The organism is Brevundimonas balnearis (assembly GCF_042434805.1).
In the GTDB taxonomy this organism is placed as follows: Bacteria; Pseudomonadota; Alphaproteobacteria; order Caulobacterales; family Caulobacteraceae; genus Brevundimonas; species Brevundimonas balnearis.
Window position 1 is genome coordinate 16,642 of sequence record NZ_JBHLSW010000014.1, and the last position, 15,603, is coordinate 32,244.

At 71.7% G+C, this 15,603-nt stretch carries 12 protein-coding genes; 8 read left to right on the top strand and 4 right to left on the bottom strand.

Annotation, left to right across the window (positions count from 1 at the left end; genetic code table 11):
* Nucleotides 1-16: 16 nt before the first annotated feature.
* The 6 genes from ACFFGE_RS12625 to ACFFGE_RS12650 all read left to right on the top strand — a co-directional run bounded on the left by ACFFGE_RS12625 (nt 17) and on the right by ACFFGE_RS12650 (nt 7,320).
* A complete protein-coding gene (locus ACFFGE_RS12625; protein WP_376836780.1) occupies nt 17-3,199 on the top strand; it encodes an efflux RND transporter permease subunit in 3,183 nt (1,060 codons plus the stop codon).
* Nucleotides 3,200-3,285: 86 nt separating this feature from the next.
* On the top strand, nt 3,286-4,158 hold the full coding sequence (gene motA / locus ACFFGE_RS12630; RefSeq protein WP_376836782.1) for a flagellar motor stator protein MotA: 873 nt from the start codon (nt 3,286-3,288) through the stop codon (nt 4,156-4,158).
* A gap of 146 nt (nt 4,159-4,304) precedes the next feature.
* The gene (locus ACFFGE_RS12635) at nt 4,305-4,592 is read left to right on the top strand and encodes a hypothetical protein (protein ID WP_376836784.1); all 288 of its coding nucleotides are present in this window, start codon (nt 4,305-4,307) and stop codon (nt 4,590-4,592) included.
* Between the two features lie 119 nt (nt 4,593-4,711).
* On the top strand, nt 4,712-4,972 hold the full coding sequence (locus ACFFGE_RS12640) for a hypothetical protein (RefSeq protein ID WP_376836785.1): 261 nt from the start codon (nt 4,712-4,714) through the stop codon (nt 4,970-4,972).
* Between the two features lie 100 nt (nt 4,973-5,072).
* A complete protein-coding gene (mnmC2, locus tag ACFFGE_RS12645) occupies nt 5,073-6,878 on the top strand; it encodes a tRNA (5-methylaminomethyl-2-thiouridine)(34)-methyltransferase MnmC2 (protein WP_376836786.1) in 1,806 nt (601 codons plus the stop codon).
* A 28-nt stretch (nt 6,879-6,906) separates the two neighbouring features.
* Entirely contained in the window at nt 6,907-7,320 is a 414-nt protein-coding gene (locus ACFFGE_RS12650; protein WP_376836787.1) for a DUF6491 family protein, read from the top strand.
* Between the two features lie 122 nt (nt 7,321-7,442).
* Here ACFFGE_RS12650 and scpA read toward each other — a convergent pair whose 3' ends face one another.
* Together scpA and ACFFGE_RS12660 are read right to left on the bottom strand one after the other, a co-directional pair.
* Entirely contained in the window at nt 7,443-9,587 is a 2,145-nt protein-coding gene (gene scpA, locus ACFFGE_RS12655) for a methylmalonyl-CoA mutase (protein WP_376836788.1), read from the bottom strand.
* On the bottom strand, nt 9,584-10,975 hold the full coding sequence (locus ACFFGE_RS12660; RefSeq protein ID WP_376836789.1) for a methylmalonyl-CoA mutase family protein: 1,392 nt from the start codon (nt 10,973-10,975) through the stop codon (nt 9,584-9,586). Before ACFFGE_RS12660 ends, scpA begins: the two co-directional genes overlap by 4 nt.
* A 48-nt stretch (nt 10,976-11,023) precedes the next feature.
* Between ACFFGE_RS12660 and putP the strand changes: the two genes are divergently transcribed.
* Together putP and ACFFGE_RS12670 are read left to right on the top strand one after the other, a co-directional pair.
* On the top strand, nt 11,024-12,562 hold the full coding sequence (putP, locus tag ACFFGE_RS12665) for a sodium/proline symporter PutP (RefSeq protein WP_376836791.1): 1,539 nt from the start codon (nt 11,024-11,026) through the stop codon (nt 12,560-12,562).
* A 45-nt stretch (nt 12,563-12,607) separates the two neighbouring features.
* Entirely contained in the window at nt 12,608-13,006 is a 399-nt protein-coding gene (locus ACFFGE_RS12670; protein WP_376836793.1) for a hypothetical protein, read from the top strand.
* Nucleotide 13,007: 1 nt separating this feature from the next.
* Here ACFFGE_RS12670 and ACFFGE_RS12675 read toward each other — a convergent pair whose 3' ends face one another.
* Together ACFFGE_RS12675 and ACFFGE_RS12680 are read right to left on the bottom strand one after the other, a co-directional pair.
* Nucleotides 13,008-13,457: a hypothetical protein gene (locus ACFFGE_RS12675; RefSeq protein ID WP_376836796.1), complete on the bottom strand. Its 450-nt coding sequence runs from the start codon at nt 13,455-13,457 to the stop codon at nt 13,008-13,010.
* A 555-nt stretch (nt 13,458-14,012) separates the two neighbouring features.
* Complete coding sequence (locus ACFFGE_RS12680) at nt 14,013-15,584, bottom strand: YifB family Mg chelatase-like AAA ATPase (protein WP_376836797.1); 1,572 nt, start codon at nt 15,582-15,584, stop codon at nt 14,013-14,015.
* Nucleotides 15,585-15,603 lie beyond the last annotated feature (19 nt).

Here is a 15,603-nt window from a genome sequence, read left to right on the forward strand (position 1 = left end):
GCCCCGGGACCCGGCCATGAACTTCAACAACATCTCCTCCTGGTCGATCCGCAACCCGATCCCGATCGTGCTGCTGTTCGTGGTCCTGACGATCGCGGGCCTGATCAGCTACGGCCGGCTGCCGGTGAACAACTTCCCCAACGTCGATCTGCCCGTGGTGGCGGTGACGGTGGTTCAGTCGGGCGCGGCCCCGACCGAACTGGAGACGCAGGTCACGCGGCTGGTCGAGGACGCGGTCGCGGGCCTCGGCGACGTCGACGAGATCACCTCGGTCATCAACGACTCGGCCTCCACGACCTCGATCACCTTTGAACTCGGCGTGGACCTGGAGAAGGCGACCAACGACGTCAGAAACGCCATCGCCGGCATCCGCCAGAACCTGCCCGCCGACGTGCAGGAGCCGATCGTCCAGCGGATCGAGTTCACCCAGTTCCCGATCGCCACCTATGTGGTGCGCGCGCCGGGCATGAGCCCGGAAGAGCTCAGCTGGTTCGTCGACAACACCGTCGCCAAGCGCATGCTGTCCGTGGAGGGCGTCAGCCAGGTCAGCCGCGACGGCGGGGTGAACCGCGAGATCCGCATCAAGCTCGACCCGGAGAAGCTGGCCGCCCAGGGCGTCAGCGCCGCGGCCGTCTCCAACCAGCTGCGCGCTCAGAATATCAACCTGCCCGGCGGCCGGGGGGAGATCGGGGGCGAGGAGCAGGCGATCCGCACCCTGGGCTCGGCCCCTTCGGTCGAGGCGCTGCGCGAGACCCTCATTCCCGTCGGCGGCCGCTCAGTGCGCCTTGGCGACCTGGGCGAGGTCACCGACGAATGGTCAGAGCCGCGCGGCCGCGCCCGTTTCAACGGCCAGGAGGTGGTGGGTTTCTCCATCAGCCGTTCCCGGGGCTCGTCCGAGCTCGACGTCTATGAGACCACCAAAGAGGAGATCGCCCGGCTGGACGCGGAGAGGGACGACCTCACCATCGAGGAGGTCACCAACACCACCCAGGACGTGATCAACAACTTCCACGCCTCGGTCGAGGCGCTGCTGCTCGGCGCCGGCCTGGCCGTGGCCGTGGTTTTCATCTTCCTCAGGGACTGGCGCGCGACCTTCATCGCGGCGGTCGCCATGCCGCTGTCCCTGATCCCGACCTTCCTGATCATGGACCTGACGGGCCAGTCGCTGAACGTCGTGACGCTGCTGGCGCTGTCGCTGACCATCGGCATCCTCGTCGATGACGCGATCGTCGAGATAGAGAACATCGTCCGGCACATACGTGACGGGAAGGCCCCCTATCCCGCCGCCATCGAGGCGGCCGACGAGATCGGCCTGGCGGTCATCGCCACGACGGCCACCCTGATCGCCGTGTTCGCGCCCACCGGCTTCATGCCCGGCGTGGTCGGCCAGTTCTTCAAGAGCTTCGCCATCGCCGCCTGCGTCAGCGTGTTCTTCTCGCTGGTCGTGGCCCGCACCCTCACCCCCCTGATGGGCGCCTACATGCTCAAGGCCGACCAGGGCAAGGAGCACGCCGATCCCGCGTGGATGACGCGTTATCTGAGGATCCTGGCCTGGTCGCTGGGCGACGCGGGCCGCGATCCCGGCGCGCCGAAGCCCCGCCGGTCGCTGCGCCAGCGCGCGATGGGCCGGGTCCGCGACCACCGCGTCTGGGTCATGTTCGGGGGTTCGCTGTTCTTCGTCGGCTCGCTGGTGCTGGCGGCCATGCTGCCGTTCGAGTTCATCCCGGCCGAGGACGTCTCCCGCTCCAACATCACCGTGCAGCTGCCGCCCGGCTCGACCCTGGCGGAGACCGATGCGGTGGTTCAGCGGGTCAACGCCGAGCTGCTGGAACGCCCGGAGGTCCGGTCGGTCTACGCCTCGATCGGCTCGGCCACGACCAGCTTCGGGCCCGGCGGCGGCTCGAGCGCCGGCGAGGTGCGCCGCGCCTCGATCACGGTCAATCTGGTCAAGAAGAGCGAGCGCTCCATCCGCCAGCAGGCCTTCGAGCAGGAGATGGGCCCGCTGTTGCGCGCTATCCCCGGCGCCCGCGTCCAGTTCGGTCAGGAAGGCGGCGGCGGCGGCCTGGTCTCCATCGCCCTGGTCGGCGACGATCCCGATCAGCTGCAGGAGACCGCCGCGGCGCTGGAGCGCGAGATGCGCGGCGTGCCGGGCCTGGCCAACGTCATCTCGTCGGCCGCGCTCGTGCGGCCCGAAATCCTGATCACGCCCAAGCCCGACGTGGGCGCGCTGCAAGGCGTCTCGAACGCCGACATCAGCTCGGTGGCCCGTGTCGCCACCCTCGGCGACGCCGATCAGCTGCTGCCCAAGTTCAACCTCGGCGATCGCCAGATCCCCATCCGGGTCATGCTGCGCGAGAGCGCGCGCGAGGATCTGGCCTATCTGGAGAACCTGCAGGTGCCGACCGCGTCGGGCGCCACCGTGCCGCTGAGCTCCGTCGCCGACATCAGCTTCGGCGCCGGTCCCAACCAGATCGATCGCCTGGACCGCCAGCGTGTGGCGCGCCTGACCGCCGAGCTGAACGGCATCACCCTGGGCCAGGCGTCCCAGCGCGTGAACGACCTGCCGACGATGCGGAACCTGCCTGACGGCGTGCGTCAGGCGGTCTCGGGCGAGCTGGAGAACCTTCAGGAGACGGCGTCGGGTTTCATGTTCGCCATCGTGACCGGCATCCTGCTGATGTACATCGTGCTGGTCCTGCTGTTCAAAAGCTTCTTCCACCCCATCACCATCCTGGCGGCCCTGCCCGTGTCGTTCGGCGGGGCGTTCTTCCTGCTGCTGGTGACGGGCAAGGCGCTGTCCATGCCGGCGCTGATCGGCATCATCATGCTGACCGGTATTGCGGCGAAGAACTCGATCCTGCTGGTCGATTACGCGATCATCGCCATGCAGCGCGGCATGAGCCGGCGCGAGGCGATCATGGACGCCGCCCACAAGCGGGCTCGGCCCATCATCATGACGACCATGGCCATGGGTCTGGGCATGCTGCCGATCGCCGTGGCGCTGGGGGAGGGCACCGAGTTCCGCAGTCCGATGGCCGTCGCCGTGATCGGCGGCCTGATCACCTCGACCGCGCTGTCGCTGGTGTTCGTGCCGGCGGCCTTCAGCCTGATCGACGGCCTGAAGACGCGCATCGAAAAGCGCCTGGCGCGCTTCACCCACGGCCAGCACGCGGCGGAGACCCCCAAGCCCGCCGAATGAGCGGTCGCGGAGCGCCGCTCTCGCAACGGGGCCTTAAGCATTAACGGTGATGGTCCGGGTCTCTCATTCGGGAACCCGGACCAAGCATGTTCCAGATCATCGGCATCGTCGTGCTGTTCGCCATGGTGTTCGGCGGCTACACCATCGCCGGCGGCAAGATGGGCGTCATCCTGCACTCGCTGCCCTACGAGATGATGATGATCGGCGGCGCCGCCATCGCCGCGCTGCTGATCTCCAACGCGCCGTCCACGCTGAAGGGCGTCGCGGCGGGCTTCGGCAAGGTCTTCGCCGGCCCGAAGTGGAAGAAGCAGGACTACAAGGACCTGCTGTCCCTGCTGTTCCAGCTCACCAAGACGATGAAGTCCAAGGGCGTGATCGCCCTGGAAAGCCACATCGAGAAGCCGGGCGAGAGCACCATCTTCCAGAAGTATCCCAAGGTGTTGAAGGACCACTTCGCCACGGACTTCATCTGCGACACCCTGCGCATGATGACCATGAACCTCGAGGATCCGCACCAGATCGAGGACGCCATGGAGAAGCAGCTGGAGAAGCACCACCACGAGGCGCTGGCGCCGGCGCACGCGCTGCAGAACATGGCCGACGCCCTGCCGGCGCTGGGCATCGTCGCGGCGGTGCTGGGGGTCATCAAAACCATGGCCGCGATCACCGAGCCGCCCGAAGTGCTGGGCGGCATGATCGGCGGCGCGCTGGTCGGCACCTTCCTCGGGGTGTTCCTGGCCTATGGGCTGGTCGGGCCTCTGGCGGCGCGCCTGAAGGAGATCATCGACGGCGACGCCGCCTACTACAAGATCATCCAGTCGGTGCTGGTGGCCCACCTGCACGGCAACGCGGCGCAGATCTCGGTCGAGATCGGCCGGGGCGACATCCCTTCCACCGCCCAGCCCAGCTTCGCCGAGATGGAGGAAGCGCTGCAGAACGCCCCGACCGACGCCGGATAGTACGGGCTTCTCGCGCCGCGGATCACGGTCGATCACGGGCGGCGGAACACTCCGGTGCGACCGGGGTTCACGTCCCATCACGACCGCGTGCGCGCCGTAGACGCGGCGCCCGGCATCGGGCCGCGCGGCGTAACGGAGGACGCCCCATGAAACTGACCGCCATCACCCTGGCCTCGGTCGCCGCCCTGGCTCTGGCCGCCTGCCAGCCGGCCGACGACTCGGCCCAGAACGAAAGCGCCATGACGGCGGAGGACAGCGCGGCTGACAGCTATGCCGCCCCGCCCGCCGCGACCGACCCGATGACGGCGCCGCCCGCCGACACGACGAACCCCAACGATCCGAACGCGGGAACACCGCCGATCGACACGCCGCCGGCCACCGACGGCGGAACCAATCCCGACGGCATGGGCGCGACTCCGTCGGCGCCGCAGTGATTTCAGCGCGGGCGTAATCACGAAGCCGTGAGCTTTTCGCTTGCCGAGGGGCTCACGGTTCCGTTATCAGAGGGGTGCGGGGATTCATGACCTCGCTCACCCTTCTGAAGGATACACCCATGCGCATCGTCGCTCTGATCGCCGCCTCGGCCGCCCTGGCCGTCGCCGCCTGCCAGCCGGCCGCCGAAGAAGCCCCGGCCGCCGAAGCCGAAGCCGCCGCCGACACGGCCGCTGACGCCGCCGCCACCGCCGAAGACGCCGCCACCGACGCCGCCGCCGCCGCCGGCGAAGCCGCCGCCGCCGCCGAAGGCGCGATGGCTCCGGAAGCCGCTCCGGCCGCTGAAGGCGCCATGGCGCCGGCCGCTCCGGCCGCCGAGTAATCGCTTTTCGCGATCCGCGGTCCTTCGGGATCGCAGCGGAAGGGGGTCGTCTTCGGACGGCCCCCTTTTTCGTGCGCGGGATCGAGGGCAAGAGGCGGCCATGAGCGACCCCGCCGATCTGGACTGGACGCCCGAGGGCGCGCCGGTCTCGCGCCGTTTCGGCGACGTCTACTTCTCGCGCGAGGACGGACTGGCGGAGAGTCGGGCCGTCTTCCTGGCGGGATGCGGCCTGCCGCAGGCCTGGGCGGGCCGCGACCGGTTCGTCGTGGCCGAGCTCGGCTTCGGCACCGGCCTGAACATCGCCGCCCTCCTTGATCTGTGGTCGCGAGCCGGCCCCGCAGGGGGGCGGTTGCACGTCTTCTCGGTCGAGGCGCACCCCCTGTCGCGCCACGCCGCGGCCCGGGCGCTCGCGGCATGGCCCGAGATCGCCGCATCGACGCGGCGCCTGCTGGACGCCTGGCCGGCGTCCACGCCAGGCTTTCATCGCGTGGATATGCCGGACCTTCGCGTGACCCTAGATCTGGCCGTCGGCGACGCCGCCTGGGCGCTGCGGCAATGGTCGGGACCGGCCGACGCCTGGTTCCTCGACGGCTTCGCCCCCTCCGCCAATCCCGCCATGTGGTCGGACGCCGTGCTCGACGCGGTGGCGGCGCGATCCGCGCCCGGCGCCCGGCTGGGCACCTTCACCGTCGCCGGCGCCGTCCGTCGCGGCCTTCAGGCGCGGGGCTTCCAGGTCGACAAGCGCCCGGGACACGGCCGCAAGCGCGAGCGGCTCGAGGCGGTCGCCCCGCCGGGCCCGCTGTCCAGGCCCCCGGAGCGGATCGTGGTGATCGGCGCGGGGATCGCCGGCCAGTCCGTCGCCAGGGCCCTGAGCGACGCGGGCCGCACCCCGCTGATCATCGACGCGCAGGCCCCGGGTTCCGGCGCGTCCGGCTTCCCGGCGGCCCTCGTCACCCCCCGGCTCGACGCGGGCGATGCGCGCATCGCCGGTCTCTACGCCCAGGCGCTCGAGCGCGCCGGCCGCCTCTATCGCGCGATCCCCGACGCGGTGATCCGCGAAGGCGTGCTGCAACTGGCCTCCATCGACCGCGACGCCGCCCGGTTCGTCAGGGTGGCGGCCCAGGCCCACTGGGACGGCGCGATGCGGCCCCTCGACGCCCGCGAGACGTCGCGCCGTGTCGAAGAGGCGCTCGACGCGAGCGGGCTCTGGATGGAAGGGGCCATGGCGGTGCGGCCCTCGGCGATCCGCCAGGCCTGGCTGCGAGACGTGGAGGTCGCGCGCCGCGCGGTGGTCGGGCTGGAGCCGCACGACGAAGGCTGGCGTGTGGTCTGCGCCGACGCGTCGCCCATCCTCACCGACGCGGTGGTCATGACCGCCGGGTGGGGCGTCGCCGACCTCCTTCCCCAGCTGGGGCTGTCGCCGGTGGCGGGACAGGCGGACTGGGTCGAGGGCGTTTCGGCGCCCGTCGCGGTCGCGTGGGGCGGCTATGCGGTTCCCACCGGCGGCGGCCTGCTCTGGGGCGCCACCCATGACCGCGGCGTCGCGGAGCCGACGGTCTCGGACGCGGCCAGCGCCCGCAACCTGGCGACCTTGCGCGCCCGTCTGCCCGGTCTGGCGCTGCATATCCCGGAGTGGCCCGCCGGGCGCCGCGCCGCCGTTCGCGCCACGACCTCGGACCGCCTGCCGCTCGCGGGAGCGGTTCCGGGCCGGGCCGGGGTCTTCGTGCTGGGAGGTCTGGGGTCGCGGGGATTCACCGCGGCGCCCCTGCTCGGCGAGCACCTCGCGGCCCGCATCATCGGGGCCCCCTCGCCCCTGCCGTCCGGGTTCGCCGCGCTCGTGGATCCCGAGCGGCCGAACCGACGGAGCGAAACGTTCATCTCAGGTTCAGCCACGAAAAGGCCATAAGTCAGCCCTCGCAGCGAAAGGCCTTCCCATGCGTACGCTCACCCTCAGCGTTCTGACGGCGTCCGGGCTCCTGGGCGCCTGCGCGCCAACCGGAGGACCGTCGCCGCAGGCCATGGCCGACGGTCCGCCGATGACCACCTGCTTCTGTCCGCAACAGATCCGGAACTTCCGCAGCGATCAGGACCGCACTCTGTATGTCAAGGTGGCGCGCGACGCGGTGTTCGAACTGGACGCCATCGGCTCCTGCCCGGACCTGGGCAGCGCCATCGCCATCGAGGTCAGGCCCCGGTTCGGCGGCTCGGATCGCCTGTGCCAGAGCGACGACGCCCAGGTGGTGATCCGGCGCCCCTCTCCGACCTTCTCCGGCCCTTGCTACGTTCGGGTCGCGGAACGACTCACGCCCGAACAGGTGGCGGCCCTCCCTGACCGGGCGCGACCCTAGAGCCTGATCGGCTTAAGCGGAATCGCTTCGCGATTCCGCTTGCGTCGTGAATCAGGCTCTCACTCAAAACTGGACCGAAATCTGAACCCAGTTGGACTGCGTCCAACTGAACCGATTTCGGTCTAGCCCTTCTGGGCGTAGCCCAGGCGCCGGTTCAGCTTCTCGATGAGGTCGATGGCCGTCTCGGCCACGACCGACCCCGGCGGATAGACGGCGGCGACGCCAGCGTCGAGCAGCGGCTGGATGTCGGCGGGCGGGATCACGCCGCCGACCACCACCATGATGTCCTCGCGACCCAGCTTCTTCAACTCCGCGATCAGCTGCGGCGCGAGCGTCAGGTGCCCGGCCGCCAGAGACGAGGCGCCGACCACATGGGCGCCTTCCGCCACCGCCTGGCGCGCGGCCTCCTCCGGCGTCTGGAACAGCGGCCCGGCGACCGCGTCCATGCCGAGGTCGCCATAGGCGGTCGCCACCACCTTCTGGCCCCGGTCATGCCCGTCCTGGCCGAGCTTGGCGATCAGGATCCTGGGCGGGCCGCCGTCATTCTCGACGAAGGCCGCCACCATCTCGCGCGCGCGGCTGACACGGGCGTCCGCGCCCGCCTCGCGGCCATAGACGCCCGAGACGGTCTTGACCTCGGCCACATGCCTCCCGAACGCCGCCTCGAGCGCGTCCGAGATCTCCCCCACCGTCGCCTTGGCCCGCGCCGCCCGGACCGACAGCTCAAGCAGATTGGCGGTCCCCCGCGCGCCCTCGGTCAGGGCATGCAGCGCGGCTTGCGTCGCCGTCTCGTCCCGTTCGGCGCGGAGCCGCTTCAGCTTCTCGATCTGGCGCGCCCGCACCTCGGCGTTGTCGACCTTCAGGACCGGGATGTCGTCGACCTGATCCGACAGGTAGCGGTTCACCCCCACCACCGTCTGCTGGCCAGTGTCGATGCGCGCCTGGGTCCTGGCGGCCGCCTCCTCGATCCTCAGCTTGGGCACGCCCGCCTCGATGGCCCTGGCCATGCCGCCCAAGGCCTGGACCTCGGCCATGTGCGCGCGGGCCCGCTCGGCCAACTCGTGGGTCAGACGCTCGACGTAGAAGCTGCCGCCCCAAGGGTCGATGACGCGGGTCAGCCCGGTCTCAAACTGCAGCAGCAGTTGGGTGTTGCGGGCGATCCGGGCCGAGAAGTCCGTCGGCAGGGCCAGCGCCTCGTCAAGCGAGTTGGTGTGCAGGCTCTGTGTCTGGCCGCCCGCCGCCGCCATGGCCTCGACCATGGTGCGGCTCACGTTGTTGAACACGTCCTGCGCCGCCAGCGACCAGCCGGAGGTCTGGCAGTGCGCGCGCAACGACAGGGACCGGGGGTCCTTCGGCGCGAACTCCCGCGCCACCGCCTCGGCCCACAGCAGGCGGCCGGCGCGCAGCTTGGCCACCTCCATGAAGTAGTTCATGCCGATGGCCCAGAAGAACGACAGGCGCGGCGCGAAGGCGTCCACGTCCAGCCCCGACGCCGCCCCCGCGCGGATGTATTCGATGCCGTCGGACAGGGTGTAGGCCAGCTCCAGGTCCGCCGAGGCCCCGGCCTCCTGCATGTGGTAGCCGCTGATCGAGATAGAGTTGAAGCGCGGCGTCTCCTTCGCGGTCCAGGCGAAGATGTCGGCGATGATCCGCATCGAGGGCGCCGGCGGATAGATGTAGGTGTTCCTGACCATGAACTCCTTGAGGATGTCGTTCTGGATGGTCCCGGTCAGGGCCGCGTGCGGCACGCCCTGCTCCTCGGCCGCGACGACATAGAGGGCGAGCACCGGCAGCACCGCCCCGTTCATGGTCATGGACACGCTCATCTGGTCGAGCGGAATGTCGTCGAACAGGGTGCGCATGTCGTAGATGGAGTCGATGGCCACCCCCGCCATGCCCACGTCGCCGGCGACGCGAGGGTGGTCGGAATCGTAGCCCCGGTGCGTGGCCAGATCGAAGGCGATCGAGAGCCCCTTCTGACCGGCGGCGAGGTTTCGCCGATAGAAGGCGTTGGACTCCTCCGCCGTGGAGAAGCCCGCGTACTGGCGGATCGTCCAGGGCGCGCCCGCGTACATGGTCGGATAGGGGCCGCGCAGGTAGGGGGCGATGCCGGGCAGGCCGTGGATGAAATCCAGCCCCTCTAGCGCGTCCGGACCATAGGCCGAGGCGACCTCGACCCCCTCCGGCGTGGACCAGGGCGGGCGAGCGGGCCCGGCCGCGATCGAGCCCGCATTCAGCGGCAGGGCGGCGTAGTCGGGGAACCTCATCGGGCGGCCTCCAGATCGGCGACCAGGGCGAGCGGCGTCAACGCCTCGATCTGGCCGAGCGAAGCGGCCCGGGCGGGGACGGGCGTCGCGGTCGCGGCGCGCGGTTCGGCGTCCACGAACTTCGTCACCCCGACCAGGTGGGCGCGCCCTTCGGCGTAGTCGGCCTGAAGCGCGGCGCGGGCCTCGGCGACCCTGGCCTGGAAGGCGCCCGACGTCAGGCTGGCGATCAGGCCGCCCTCGCCCTCGATCCGCTGGAACTCGGCCCAGCCGGCCCGGGCGAGATCACGGGTGCGGGCGTCGAGGAACCAGGCGCCGGCCGCGGGATCGTCCACGCGGCCCAGATGCGCCTCCTCCATCAGCACCAGCTGGGTGTTCCGCGCCTGTCGCCGGGCGAAGGCGTCGGGCAGGCCGCCCGCGCGGGTGAAGCCGTCCAGCACCACGGCCTCGGCCCCGCCCACGGCCCCGGCGAAGCCCGCCGCCGTCAGCCGCAGCAGGTTCGGCCAGGGATCCCGGCGGCTCAGCATCCGGCGCGACGAGCGCGCCTCGATCTTCGCCGGAACGTCCAGCCCCAGCGGCGCCGTCAGTCCCCCCCAGATCAGCCGCAGCGCCCGCACCTTGGCCAGGGCGTCGAAGTATTCCGCGTCGACCGACACGCCCAGCCAGGTCCCTCGCGCGGCCCGCTCCAGGCTCAGCCCCGCCTCGACGCCCGCCTTCAAGAACGCCAGCGCCGACGCGACGGCGAAGCCCAGCTCCTGCGCCGCCGTGCCGCCCGCTTCGTGTACGACGCGGCCTGAAGCCAGGAAGAACGTCGCCTCCGGATAGGCGCCCGCATGCCGCGCCGCGGTGTTGGCCGCCAGCGTCAGGTGCTCCGCGATCGGGCGGGGCGCGCCGCCCGCCTCGGCGGAGGCGGACAGCGGGTCCATGTGGAACATCAGCTTCGCGCGCGGCGCGCCCTTGGCCGCGACCGCCAGGGCGTTGGCCGCCTCCGGCCCGTCGATGCCGGCGTCCAGCCCGACCGGCGCCAGCTCCATCGCCACGTCCGTCAGCGCCACCCCCAGAGGGTCAGGGTCGGCCAGGATCTCGCCTCTCAGCACCACCGAGGCCGCGCCCCCGTTCAGGTCGGCCAGGACGATCGCGTTGGCCTCGGATGGACTGTCGGTCTCGATCAGCGTGCGCAGGTCCCAGGCGCGTCCGTCGGCGTCGAAAGCGCGCGGCGCGAAGACGGGCTCGACCCCATCGCCTTCGGCATAGAGCGGCCGCACCGCCAGCCCGTCGCGGTCGGCCCGGGTCAGGCTCTCCAGCGGCCGGTCCTTCAGCGCCTTCCCGGCGGCGGCTTCCCAATCCTGTCGCGTCGGCGTTCTGAACGCGCCCATCGCTTCCTCCGTCATCGGCGCCTCCTATGGCCCATCGTCGCGGAGGGGCCAACCCGGAGCGGGGTGGTCCGGCGCGGTCTGGCTTGCTACCCCAAGGGCATGGACACCGGCGTTCTCATCTCCATCTCGATCTATTTCGCCCTGATGCTGGGCATCGGCGTCTACGCCTGGCGCGCCTCCACCGGCGACGTGTCGGGCTACATGCTGGGCGGGCGCAAGATCGGCCCGGCGGTCACGGCGCTGTCGGCCGGCGCCTCGGACATGAGCGGCTGGATCATGCTGGGGCTGCCCGGCGCGGCCTTCGCCTCGGGCCTGTCGGCCGGCTGGATCGCGGTCGGGCTGTTCTTCGGGGCGCTCGCCAACTACCTCGTCGTCGCCCCGCGCCTGCGGCTGCACACCGAGATGGCCGACGACGCCATCACCATCCCGGACTTTCTGGAGAAGCGGTTCGACGACCGCTCGCGCCTGCTGCGGGTGCTGTCGGCGCTGGTCATCGTGGTGTTCTTCACCCTCTACACCTCCGCCGGGCTGGTGGCGGGCGGCAAGCTCTTCGACAGCGCCTTCGGCGTCGACTACGTCTGGGGCCTGTGGGTCACGGCGGGGGCCGTGCTCGCCTATGTGGTGTTCGGGGGCTTCCTGGCGGTCAGCCTGACGGATTTCGTCCAGGGCGCGATCATGTTCCTGGCCCTCATCATTATTCCCTTCGCGGCGATCAACAGCTCGGGCGGTGCGGCGGGGGTCGAGGCGGCGCTGATCGCCAAGGACCCGGAGATGCTGAACCTGTTCCGGGACGCCTCCTTCATGGGGCTGATCTCGTTGCTCGCCTGGGGGCTGGGCTACTTCGGCCAGCCGCATATTCTGGTGCGGTTCATGGCCATCCGCTCGGTGCGCGACATACCGACGGCGACGGCGATCGGCATGGGCTGGATGGGCGTGACGCTGGTGGGCGCCATGGCCGTGGGCCTGACCGGCGTGGCCTACGCCGCCGCCAACGGGCTTGAGGTGTCGGACCCCGAGACGATCTTCATCCTGCTGTCGGACGTGCTGTTCGATCCGCTGGTCACCGGCTTCCTTCTCGCGGCGATCCTCGCGGCGATCATGAGCACCATCTCGTCCCAGCTGCTGGTCTCCTCCAGTTCGTTGGTGGAGGACGCCTACGCCCTGTTCATCCGCAAGGGCGCGAGCCAGAAGGAGCTCGTCGCGGTCGGTCGACTGGCGGTGCTGCTGGTCGCGCTGGTCGCCGTCGTCCTCGCCTGGGACCCCGAGAGCAATGTGCTGGGCCTGGTCGCCAACGCCTGGGCCGGCTTCGGCGCCGCGTTCGGCCCCCTGGTGCTTCTGGCGCTGACCTGGCGCCGCATGACGCGGAACGGCGCGCTCGCCGGCGTCCTGGTCGGGGCCGCGACCGTGCTGATCTGGATCTACGCTCCGATCGGGCCAGACGGCGCGCCCCTGAGCTCGGTGGTCTATGAGATGGTTCCGGGCTTCCTGTTCAGCCTTCTGGCCATCGTCGGCGTCAGCCTGATCGACCGGGCGCCGCCTGAGCGGGTCGTGGCCACCTTCGACGCCGTGCGCGCCCGCCTGGCCGAAGCAAGGGCCCGTTAACCGGCGAAGCGCAACCTCATCGCCGACCTTCAACGGGGTTGCGTGATGTCGACCAGCGTGACGTCCAGCTATCGTCGCAGCCGCGACCATTTCGAGCCCACGGACCTGGATCCGCACGAGCAGCGCCGCCTTCGCGGCCAGCTTGAGCAGATCGACTACACCGCCTTCCTGTCGAACCGGGAGGTCATCCCCCAGGTCATGGGCCTGGGCGTGCGACACGCCGATCCCGAGTCCTTCCAGAAGCTGGCCGTCGCCGCCGCCACCGCCCGCGCACGCTGGGTGGGCGAGGCGCTGCGCATGACCGAGACCGGACATACGATCCGCCCGGACGAGGCGCGCCGGCTGCAGGAGCTTCGCCTGGCCTACGACGAGCTGACCGAGGCCTATGAGGGCCTGCGCCGGCTGGTCGAACGCGGCTACCTGCCCTACCGCGCGGCCGAATAGGTCAGCCGAGCGGCGTCGGCCGCGTCGCGATGGGCGCGTCCGGATCCGAAGGCGGCGCCTCCGCCGGGGTCGGCGGGGGCCCGGCGGGCGGGGCGAGCACGATCAACGGCGCCGGCTCGACCTCCTCGGCCGGCGCTTCCGGAACGACCACCGGGGGCGGCGCGGGCGTGGCCGCCGCCTGCCGCGGCTCGGGTTCGATCACCGGAGCCGTCGACGCCGACCGATCCTCCGGCGCGTCGGCGGACGGCGGCTCGGCGACCGCCGCCGGGGATCCGATGATCATGGCTCGCGGAGCTTCGGAGGTGGTCGGCGCGGCCGGCGCGCCGTCGGCCGCCACAGTCGTCGGCGCGGGCGCGGGCGCTCCATCGCCCTGCGCCACTCGCCACACCCCGAACCCGAGCCCGGCCAGCGCCACGACGGCGGTCGCCGCGATGGCGGGTCGACGCCACAACCCGCGCGAGCGCGCGGCAGCGGCCGAGGGCGCGGGGACGACCGGGGGCGCGAGCGGCTCGGGGACGGTTCGGGCGGGCGGCGGGCGCGCAGGAGCCTCCGCGGCGGCGTCCGGGATGATCGGCGGCAGCGGGCGGGGCTCGGGCGACGGGGCAGTTGGCGATGGGGCGGGTCGCGGCGGCGCGGCTTTTGTCGGCGACGGAACGGCCGGCCCCGGCCCCGAAGTCGGACGGGCCGCCTGAGGGATCAGGGATCCGGTGAGAACGCCGCCCCGCGGCGGCGCCGCCGGACGCGCGGGGGTCGACGAGGCGCGCGGCGGTGTCGGGATCGGGCCCGCCGGCTGAGGCGTCCTGGGCGATGGGGGCGCGGCGACCGGGGGCAGCGGCCCGGCCACGAAGGTGGTGGGGGCGGGTTTTCCCCAGACGATCGGGCGTCGCTGGAAAGGGGGGGTGTCGGTCATAGGCGCACTCGAACTCCAGAGCTCCCCGATGCCCGTGGAATCGGACGCCAATGGGGCGCGGGCCGGGTCAGGCCCGACCGGCGACGGCCCTGCGCCTCACCAGCTCGGCGCGGGCGCCGTCGCCTGTCGCTCGAACGCGTCCTGGGCGCCCAGCGTTGTGCGTCGATGAACGAGGGCTTCCGCCACATGCCGTCGCAGCACCCCGGTGGACCCGTCCAGATCGGCGATGGTGCGCGCCAGCCGCAGGGTGCGGACCCAGCCGCGCGCGGTCAGGGCCCCGCTTTCTCCCGCCTTCATCAGCAGGGCGCGACCCGCCTCGTCCGGCGCGGTGATCTTTTCCTGGGCGTCACCAGTCAGGCGGGCGTTCAGGCTGTCCGCCTCGCCCAGGCCATGGGCGACGCCGCGCTCGGCCTGCATGGCGCGCGCGACCGCCACCCGCGCCGCCGCCTCGGCCGTGCCCTCCGCCGGCGGCGGCAGGGCCATGTCGGCGGTGGTCACGGGCGGGGTCTCCACGGTCAGGTCGATGCGGTCGAACAGGGGGCCGGAGATGCGGTTCTGATAGTCCCGCTGGCAGCGCGGAGCCTTGCCACAGGCGCCGCGCCCGGCCCCGCCCAGCCCGCAGCGGCAGGGGTTCATCGCCGCCACCAGCTGGAAGCGGGCGGGATAACGGACGTGGGCGTTGGCGCGGGCCACCACCACCTCGCCCGTCTCCAGCGGCTGACGCAGGGAGTCCAGCGCCTGCGGCGCGTACTCCGGCAACTCGTCCAGGAACAGCACGCCGTTGTGGGCCAGCGACGCCTCGCCGGGCTTGGCCCGATGACCGCCGCCGGTCAGCGCGGCCATGGAGGCGGAATGGTGAGGCGCGCGGAACGGCCGGTCCCGGGTCAGGGCGCCGCGCTCGATGAGCCCCGCCACCGACCAGATCATCGAGGTCTCGAGCAGCTCGCCCGGCGTCAGGGGCGGCAGGAGCCCCGGCAGCCGCTGGGCCAGCATCGACTTTCCCGATCCCGGCGGCCCGATGAAGAGCAGGTTGTGCCCGCCTGCGGCGGCGATCTCCAGCGCCCGCTTGGCGCTCTCCTGGCCCTTCACCTCGCGCAGGTCCGGGACGGCGGACCCGTCGCGCATCGGCCCCGGCTGGGGCGCTGCCAGCACCTGGCTCCCCTTGAAGTGGTTGATCAGTCCGATCAGGGAGCGCGGCGCCAGCACGCGGGCCTCGCCGGCCCAGGCGGCCTCGGGTCCGTTCGCCTCCGGGCAGATCAGGCCCAGCCCCATGGCGCCGGCCGCCACGGCGGCGGGCAGGGCGCCGCCCACCGGCGCGATGCGCCCGTCCAGCCCCAGCTCCCCGATCGCGGCCCAGCCGTCCAGGGCGTCGGGTCCGATGACGCCCATCGAGGCGAGCAGCGCCAGGGCGATCGGCAGGTCGAAGTGGCTGCCTTCCTTGGGCAGGTCGGCGGGCTGGAGGTTGGCGATGATCCGCCTCGGCGGCAGGGCCAGGCCGATGCCGGCGAAGGCGCCGCGCACCCGTTCGCGGCTCTCGGCCACCGCCTTGTCCGGCAGGCCGACGATGCCGAACTGGCCCTCGCCCCCGGCGCCGATCTGCTGGACCTGCACCTCGACCCGGCGCGCCTCCACGCCTTCGAACGCCACCGTCGCGATGCTGGCCAGCATGTCGCCCTCCGCTCCGACT